The organism is Aestuarium sp., assembly GCF_023253315.1.
Classification (GTDB): Bacteria; Pseudomonadota; Alphaproteobacteria; order Rhodobacterales; family Rhodobacteraceae; genus Marivivens; species Marivivens donghaensis.
This window is the reverse complement of sequence record NZ_JALRGW010000148.1, coordinates 1-352: the sequence shown is the minus strand read 5'-3', so window position 1 is coordinate 352 and position 352 is coordinate 1. Positions and strand designations below refer to the sequence as shown.

1 tRNA gene (cut by a window edge) is annotated in these 352 nt (G+C 44.3%); it reads left to right on the top strand.

Annotation, left to right across the window (positions count from 1 at the left end):
• Nucleotides 1–26 (top strand) — tRNA-Ala (locus AC1QQ2_RS14715) (it extends 67 nt beyond the left edge of the window).
• Nucleotides 27–352: the final 326 nt, after the last annotated feature.

Below are 352 nucleotides of genomic sequence, written 5' to 3'. Positions count from 1 at the left end.
CGGTTCGATCCCGTTAGGCTCCACCATTCCCCAATCGATTAGATCAGCAAGCACTTTATTGAGTGTTTGCTCGTCCAATCGGACATCGTCGACTTGTCGACGTTTTGACATCGTAAAGAGAGAAAACATCAGAACTACTGATGATCCATGTGAGGATCATCTGAGGTTTAGGCCTCAAAGTAGTTTTGTTTCCAAGTCAAGTACACTAACCGCTTTGATCTTCTACGGAGGATCAAAGAATAAAGTATGCTTTTGATCGAGATAGGACGCACAAAAGGACCTATCTCATAGAAAGAGCGTTGCTCTTTCTGGATCAAATCAAGCGCGAAAAGGGCGTTTGGTGGATGCCTTG